This window comes from Novipirellula sp. (assembly GCF_041583735.1).
In the GTDB taxonomy this organism is placed as follows: domain Bacteria; phylum Planctomycetota; class Planctomycetia; order Pirellulales; family Pirellulaceae; genus Novipirellula.
Genome location: NZ_JBFHFD010000010.1, coordinates 38,714 through 47,045 on the forward strand (window position 1 = coordinate 38,714; position 8,332 = coordinate 47,045).

Below are 8,332 nucleotides of genomic sequence, written 5' to 3' on the forward strand. Positions count from 1 at the left end.
ACCGGAAAAAAAACTATAGCATTTGCTGGATGTGCCCATTCGCACTACAATGGCAGCACTGCCCCCCAGTGGACCACCACAAAGTTCCCGGAGGCGCAGATGTCGAAGCATCGGGAGGCGTTTGGCGGGATCCAATCGGCGAAAACCTGTAGAAACATGAAATGTCCAACATGACCTGCGACGCCAAATTGAACGAATGTTCGGCCGATAGCGGTCAAGTGTTTGATCTCCTGCTAATTGAACGGCTGCTCCCTCAATTAGAGTGGATTGCACAGAACTCGATTGCTCGCCAGTGGCAGTCCAAGGTGGGCGTGTCGGATATTATTCAGGACACGCTGATGGAAGCGACGCAAACGCTACCAACATTTTCGGGGGACACTATCGGTGAATTCAACCAGTGGCTGCGCGCGATCTTAACCAACAACTTGCGAGACGCACGACGTAAATATGTTGATGCTGAAAAGCGAACGGTTGACCGGGAAGAGTCGCTCAATTTTCTTCCGTCTCAATTACTGGAAGCCAAGGACCCATCACCCAGTCGCGCCGCGCAGTCAAATGAATTTGATCACGAATTGCACAAGGCGATCCAGACGATTATGCCCGTTGACCGCAAGATATTGATTTTGCGATATCGGGAACGGCTGACTTTCTTGGAAATTAGTAATCGTCTGAATATTAATGTGGACACTGTTAGGAAACGGTGGGGACGCATCCTAGCCATGCTCCAACTTCAGTTGCAAAGCTTTGACCCACGCAACACAACAAGACAGTCTTGATCAAAATGGGGACGCTTGCATCTTCGGCATGAGCACACTCATCTACCTAAAATGAGCCAATGCAAGAAACCGACGAGCCAGAACCAGATGCTATAAGCCAATGTGAAGATATTTCGCAGTTGGATGAAGCGTTCCAACTGCTGGCTCCGGGAGCTACTCCCGAAGAGCTGGAGGCGGTCGCAGGGATGATTTCAACAATCGCTCTGGAATCGGAAAGCGACGAACAAACCGGCGATGCTGCGGGTTTATTGTTACGGCTTGCTAAACACTTCTCGACGACCGATTCTGTTCCGGTAGCGGCGGCCGATGGCCATGCAATTCCTACAAAGGTGGGACGTTTCGACGTTGTCCGGGAAATTGGAAGCGGTGGGTTTGGAGTTGTCTATCTCGCACGTGACGAAATAATAGGTCGCGAGGTTGCAATCAAACTTCCGCGCAGAGACCTTAGTCGGGATACAGCTCGTCGCCAACAGATGTTGCACGAGGCAAGGGCCGCTGGTTTACTTGAACATCCTGGCATCATTCCAATCTACGAAACCGGATGGGACGGCGAGACGGTCTATATTGTTTCCTCTTATTGCAATGGTCCAGACTTAACGACTTGGCAGGGATTACAAACGAGATTACCAACGGCGGTCGAGGCGGCTTCGTTTGTGAGCAAACTCACGAACGCGGTGGCTTACGCGCATTCTCAGGGTGTCGTACATCGCGATATTAAACCGAGTAACGTTCTGCTATCGCGGGCCGGCGGGGAATCAAAGACCGACAGGCCAACTGAGCCCGGAGCGGCAATACAGTCCCTTCCATTGTCGGGCTATCAACCTCGTCTGACCGACTTCGGTTTGGCTAAGGTAGCGGACGAACCGCTCAATGATTCTCGCACTAGCCAGATTGTTGGTACCCCATTGTATATGGCGCCTGAGCAGTTGTTACCCGACTTGGGACCAGTCACTGTCCGAACCGACATCTACTCCCTCGGCGTTTTGTTGCTGGAATTGCTTACGGGAAAACCGTTATTGTTGGGTAAAACCTACATCGAAATCCTTTCAATTTTCAGCATGGAATCGCGGGTCATAGAACGAATGGTTGCAACGAATTTTCCTCGCGATTTACGCCAAATCATTCTCAAATGCCTTTCTCGAACGCCCGCCGACCGGTTTATATCGGCAATAGCCTTAGCGGAGGACCTGGAAGCTTTCGTTGACGGCCGTCCCGTTTCCGCTCGTACACCTACTTTAGTTGCTCGCGTTACAACTTGGTGTCGGGATCCAAGACGGACACGGGAAGCCTGTGTCTTTACCCTTGCCGCAATGATTTACATGTCAATATGGGTAGTGTACTCAATTGGGTTACTGTGGGGGCCATCGTCACCTGTTGAGAGTCCGTGGACGCCGACCCTACAAGCACTGGGCATCCTTGCCACGGTAAACGCTCCGATCGCAATATTCGGTTTTCTAGGACTCGGACGACGCATTTGGGCAATGATAACTGCAGCGATAATTCTAATAATTGGTTCCATTTTTGTGCCAGCACTTATCATTGCCGACGTGATTGGGTTGCTCGATCCTATCTATGGGCACTATCCCTATTTCAAAAAGAGTTTTCACTCGTTGGTGATGCTGATTGGCGTCGCACAACTGGTCTATCTTACCATTGGAATTTATGCTGATCATTGGCGTACGAAGCTGATGACTGCCGATATTGAACCAAACTGAAAATGCGAAATTCCAAGCGTGAATCTACAGTGGTTTCTACGCCGCAGTACAACAAATGCGACATGGAACCGCTGCAATTTTGGTATAGCTAGGCAACGTTGCGAATCCCAGGTTCCAATTGCGGATGAGGTGACGCCCAACTTCGGTCGCGGACAGTGTCCAGCAGTGATTCATCTCGTATGGCTTGGTAGTGGACTCGAATGTTGAAGATCGATCTTTTGTTAAGTGTTGTGGGATCTGCCTCGCAAGTGTCCAAGCCGTTAGTTGGTAGAGGACTGCCATCATCGCCAAACCCCGACGAGCTGCAGCAGCGACTGAAAGTCCTCGCCTATTCGCCAGCGCTTTGCCAATGGAAAATCCCAAGCTCCACCGTCCTCCCTCGCAGCGAGGCGATTGAATCTAAGCTCACTGAACTATTGGCAGTGCGTGCCATCCAGGGATTCACCGTTCATCTTCATCCGATTGATGATCGGGACTACCACCCCAGTTCATCCGACCGCGACAACAGCGAATCGTATGTCGAGCTCGATCGAATTGGCCAACGGCCCAGTCGCGAGCCTGATTGCAACCGCAACTTACGCCGAGAACTGAGAACGTTACGAGCAAAAAAAGTCAGCGAACAAAGGCATGAAGGGTCAAAGGAACGCGTTTAGAATCTAAACCTTCCTGAGTTCGCTATCCGGCATAGATCCAGTCCCTCACGTGGTTACAAACCTTGATGACGCGATGGCTATCGACTTCGTGCCGATACACCGCAGCCATAGACGTGTCCACGTGGCCCATCACGGTATTCACCGCGACTTGATCGCCAAGGTCACCCGCAATCGTTTCAAACGTGTGACGGAGCCAGTAGAACGACTCTCGCTTGAGCCCAGCTCGGCCAGCCGCAGACCGAAACGCTTTGCTAATCGGGTTGTCCGATCGATCGTAACTGCCGCCGTCGCGATGCACGAACAATAGATGCTCAAATCCCTTCTTGGGATCCGGTCGCCGTTGGATGCTTGCCTTGACCGCTTCGATCGTTTCAGGCCACAGATACGCCATCCTGTCGACTTCCGTCTTAGTCCGAGGATATTCTAACCATTCCCCATCGAAACGCTTCAGATCGAGCCGTGCACAATCCGTTGGGCCGTAAGCGCAGTTGGCAGCCAAGTGCACCATCGCACGCAGATGGACGCCACATTCGTCGACAATGTATCTCCAGTCGGAGTTGCTAATTGTCTTATTACCGACCGATCGACGATGACGGCGAACTTGAAGATCCGTCGGCTTGCGGAAGTCGGGACCGAATTCAACCTCCTCTATGTACTTCATTTTGAGAAGCCAACTAAAGCAAGCCTTCACTCGGACGGTTTCATTACCGAACGACACGATATTGCAAGTGCCGATCCTTGAGAGCTTGTATCTGGCGAAGTCGTCCGGCCCCAGAGACTCGATTGACCGTTCGCGACCGAACACCTCAAGGATCCGCTTACAGGTAGACTTGATATCCCGCAGATGATTGGCGGATATCTCTTTGGATGCGCGTCGCTTAAGCTCGCGATCAAGAAACAAGTTAACGCCATCAGCGACGCTGAGCGCCTTAACAACGATTTCCTCTTCACCGCAGAATGCTCGATACTCAGCGATGGCGCCGTCGTGATCATCCCAACGGCCGAAGTATTTGAGTTGGCCGTTTACCTTCTTCGCCCACTTGCCGGATGCGTGAGGAAACAGCGGTGAACCTGCTGGCTTGACGGGCTTTAAACCCTTCTTTACACCAGCTACACCTTGAGAATCGCTAGCTTGTACACCCACGGGTGTATCTCCTTTTGAAAAGTACACCCGACCTTTCAAAAAAGCCCGCGTTTTACAGTACACCCCAGAGGATTCGAACCTCTAACCTTCGGTTCCGTAGACCGATGCTCTATCCAATTGAGCTAGGGGTGCTCGCTGCTCCGATCAAGGACTTCCCGGCGGGTGTGTCCTCTTCAGATGACAGGGATTCTAGCAATCAGGTTCGCTGCCGCAAGCCCTATCTGAACTCAATTTTTTCTCATTCTTCTTCGAGCACCGCGTGCTCCTGCAATTCTTCGATTGAGGCAAACTCTAACGCGCTAATGTGACTCGCTTCGAGTACCACCGGCGGCGCTTTGCCTGCGTCATACGCCTCCTTCCATCTGGCGGCACACAAACACCAGCGATCGCCGGGACGTAAACCGGGAAAACGGAACATTGGATTGGGGGTGCTCAGGTCGTTGCCTCGCGATCGACTGAATTCTAAAAATTCAGCCGTCATTTTAGCGCAAATGACGTGTAAGCCCGAATCGGACGCTCCGGTGTTGCAACATCCATCGCGGTAGAACCCGGTCAAAGGATCGGTGCTGCAGCTGGCGAGTTCGCCGCCTAAAACGTTTTTTCCAGCCATTGATGCGTTTTTTCCCTTGCGTATCGTCGTCAAATTGCATCCCTACCGAATGCAGTCGGACTGTCCATTCTAACCATTTTATCCTACCAGATCTCCGTGGCGGGGGCTTGCCCCATGCTGGACGTCGCAATTGGCAATTGCCTCAAAATAAGCAATTGCCTCAAAATAAAAACCGGCCGCCCACTGGAAACCGCCCATTCTAAAATCAGTCGCCCACAAATCGAGACGCCTTCGTTCCCGGCTTTCCGGGTGGCATCCGCCGCGTACGCTTTCCTAACTTTCCGGCGGCATCCGCCGGGTACGTTGCAGCCCAGTCAAAACGAGGTGCGAGATCCCCGCTTCGGGGGTAAGAACGTGGGGTCACTAACGCTTATTTGCCGTAGTCGGTATCATGAGGCGTCAAAGGAAACGTGCCACCGTTTCTCTTCTCTGTTTTTTCCCCGCCGCTTCGGTCCCCGCTTTTCTACCGCGAGATTTCTGACATGGACGCCATCCTCAAAGGACTGACCGAGTCGCAAACCCAAGCGGTCACCCACATCGATGGACCGCTGCTGATTTTGGCCGGTCCCGGTTCGGGAAAGACTCGCGTGGTCACCCACCGGATCGCCTACATGATCTCGCAAGGGGTCTCGCCTTCGCAAATTGCGGCAGTCACGTTTACCAACAAAGCGGCGGACGAGATGCGGACTCGCGTCGGCCAGCTGGCGCCGGGCAAACCGGTTTGGATGGGAACGTTCCACCGTTTTTGTGCCCAATTGCTTCGCCGCTACGCGCCGCTGGTGGGGTTGTCCGAAAATTATTCGATCTATGACACCTCGGATTCAAAACAGGCGATGAAACGCGCGATCGCGGCCGCCAACGTTTCCACCAGCCATACGTCGCCCGAACAAATCACTTCGATCATCAGCAGTGCCAAAAACCGCTTGGTCACGCCCGAGATGATGTTATCCGCATCAAGTCGCACGGGCGACGCGGTCGCCGCAAAAGTCTATCCGGTTTACCAGCAGCAATTGTTGACCGCCAACGCAGTCGACTTCGATGACTTGTTGTTCCACGTCGCAATCATGCTGCGAAACAATCCCGAACTACGCCAAGACCTGGATTCACGTTTCCGCTACATCTTGGTGGATGAGTACCAAGACACGAACTTGGCCCAGTATGCGATCGTCCGAGGGTTGTCGATCAACAATGCGAATCTCGCGGTCACCGGCGATCCGGATCAATCAATCTACGGCTGGCGTGGCGCGGATTTGAACAACATCCTCGACTTCGAAAAGGATTATCCGGCGGTCAAAACGGTTCGCTTGGAGCAAAATTACCGCAGCACGCCCAACATCCTGCGTGTCGCCGACCAACTGATTCGCCATAACCAGAAGCGTAAGCAGAAAGATCTGTACACCCATAATCCCGAAGGCGATCCGGTCGTCTTGAGGATGTACGAAGACGGGTACCAAGAAGCCGACGGGATCGCGGACGAAATCGCCAACGCGATTCGTGTCGAAGGGATGCGGCCGCGTGATTTTGCGGTACTATGCCGAATGAACGCATTGACGCGGTCGCTGGAGCATTCGATGCGAAGCCGCGGTCTGCCCTACCAAATCATCAACGGCGTCGAGTTCTACCAGCGAAAAGAGATCAAAGATCTGTTGGCGTATCTGCATCTGATCAACAACCCCAACCATGACGTGGCGTTTCAACGCGTCGTCAATGTGCCAACACGTGGCATCGGCGCCAAAACGGTCGAGCGACTGCGTCGCTACGCGGATGTGAACCAGGTGCCGATGTTGCAAGCGGCACGCGACGTCTATCAAATCGAAGGAATCGCAAAACGTTCGGCGACCTTTGTGACACGATTCGTCGAACTGTACGATCGATTGAGCAAGAAAGCCTCGGCGACGCTCGAAGATTTGCTGCGTTACCTTGTCGACGAAACCAAATACGAAGCGTTCCTGGAAAAATCATCCGTCGATCAGCAAGACAGTAGTGCGATCGGAAACGTCGACGAATTCATTTCCGCCGCAGTCGAATTCGATCGCCAACATCCCGAAGACGGGACGCTCGAGGCATTTTTGGAACAGGTCGCATTGGTCGCGGACACGGACGCGTTCGAAGATTCCGATGACCGAGTGACGTTGATGACGTTGCACGCGGCCAAGGGACTGGAATTCCCCTGCATCTATATCGTCGGAGTGGAACAAGGTTTATTGCCACATTCGCGTTCGATGGATACCGACGCAGGGTTCGAAGAGGAGCGGCGTTTGTTATTCGTGGGTATCACGCGAGCGATGCAGCGGTTGCAGCTGAGTGTTTGTAAGCGGCGAACGGTACGAGGCGATACACGGCCTGCGGTGCCAAGTCCGTTTTTGAACGAACTTCCTCTTGATGAACTGAAGAAAGTCGAAAGCACCGTGGATCGCGATTGGTTTGACGACGATCCCGATGCTCACGGTGGCTATCCCGAGTCTTGGGATTTACCCGACGAAGGGGACGCGTCGTCCATCGACGACTCGGGGCCGACGGTGCATGAATCGGCTGCGACCGCTTACGACGAAGCATGCCAATTGCCCGAGACGGAATTGGCCGAAATGGCAGCGACAAAGAAACGCAAATCAGCACCGGTTTCAGGATTAAAGACTGCGGCCGAAATGCTCAACGGCGGTGTCACCCCGGTGACGGCCTACCGCGAAGGAACACAAGTGCGGCACACCGAATATGGCGAAGGCACGGTGGTCTCGATCACGGGACGTGGTCCAAAGCGAACCGCGACGGTGCGGTTCGATGATGGCGAACACAACTTCCGGCTGGCGTTCGCGAAATTGGAAGTGATCAACGACTAAGCAGGCCTCCCAAAGGTCGCCGAACGTGTGCGTCAGGTTTGGGTCGGTCGCACCAGTACGACGAAAGTCTTGACGGCTTCCGCTACGGGAGAGATTGTTCAGCGAGTAGCTGTGATCTGCCGGCAAAACCAACGTGGTGTGCGGACCGCGTTGATTTTTGTAAATTTGGCGAGCAATCGATCCCGCAGACCGCACCGCATTTTATGTCCTTCCCCCCTTAGAAGCGAAGTTTGTCATGAGTGAAAACGAATTTGGCCCTACCGACGCCTTGGTCGGCGTGATTATGGGCAGCCGCAATGATTGGGACACGATGCGAGCGGCTGCCGATATTTTGGACGAGTTGCAGATTCCCAATGAGCGTTTGGTAGTATCGGCGCATCGCACGCCCACGCGAATGGTGAACTATGCGACGGGTGCGAGCCACCGTGGATTGAAAGTCATTATCGCCGGAGCAGGGGGTGCCGCTCATCTGCCAGGCATGGTGGCGTCGGAAACCAATCTGCCGGTGATCGGAGTCCCCGTGCAAAGCCGAGCCCTGCAGGGACTCGATTCGTTGTTGTCGATCGTCCAGATGCCTGGCGGAATTCCGGTTGCGAC

Annotated in this window: 6 protein-coding genes and 1 tRNA gene; 4 read left to right on the forward strand and 3 right to left on the reverse strand. The window is 53.6% G+C overall.

The window, feature by feature from the left end:
* The first annotated feature begins 161 nt into the window (after positions 1–161).
* Positions 162–776 carry an RNA polymerase sigma factor gene (locus tag ABX962_RS01895; RefSeq protein ID WP_372716094.1) on the forward strand — a complete coding sequence of 205 codons (615 nt, stop codon included), beginning with the start codon at positions 162–164 and terminating at the stop codon, positions 774–776.
* Between the two features lie 59 nt (positions 777–835).
* Positions 836–2,491, forward strand: a complete 1,656-nt coding sequence (locus tag ABX962_RS01900) for a serine/threonine-protein kinase (protein WP_372716096.1) — start codon at positions 836–838, stop codon at positions 2,489–2,491.
* A gap of 675 nt (positions 2,492–3,166) precedes the next feature.
* Here ABX962_RS01900 and ABX962_RS01905 read toward each other — a convergent pair.
* The 3 genes from ABX962_RS01905 to ABX962_RS01915 form a co-directional block, all read right to left on the reverse strand.
* Positions 3,167–4,351, reverse strand: a complete 1,185-nt coding sequence (locus ABX962_RS01905; RefSeq protein WP_372716098.1) for a tyrosine-type recombinase/integrase — start codon at positions 4,349–4,351, stop codon at positions 3,167–3,169.
* A tRNA-Arg gene (locus tag ABX962_RS01910) sits at positions 4,347–4,420 on the reverse strand. Before ABX962_RS01910 ends, ABX962_RS01905 begins: the two co-directional genes overlap by 5 nt.
* A 106-nt stretch (positions 4,421–4,526) precedes the next feature.
* Positions 4,527–4,898, reverse strand: a complete 372-nt coding sequence (locus tag ABX962_RS01915; protein ID WP_339946454.1) for a DUF2237 domain-containing protein — start codon at positions 4,896–4,898, stop codon at positions 4,527–4,529.
* 482 nt (positions 4,899–5,380) lie between these two features.
* On the opposite strand from ABX962_RS01915, the gene ABX962_RS01920 reads away from it, so the two are divergent.
* Together ABX962_RS01920 and purE are read left to right on the forward strand one after the other, a co-directional pair.
* Positions 5,381–7,735, forward strand: a complete 2,355-nt coding sequence (locus tag ABX962_RS01920; protein ID WP_372716100.1) for an ATP-dependent helicase — start codon at positions 5,381–5,383, stop codon at positions 7,733–7,735.
* Positions 7,736–7,970: 235 nt separating this feature from the next.
* Positions 7,971–8,332, forward strand: a 362-nt coding sequence (gene purE / locus ABX962_RS01925) for a 5-(carboxyamino)imidazole ribonucleotide mutase (RefSeq protein WP_372716102.1), incomplete at its 3' end; no start/stop codon positions are given.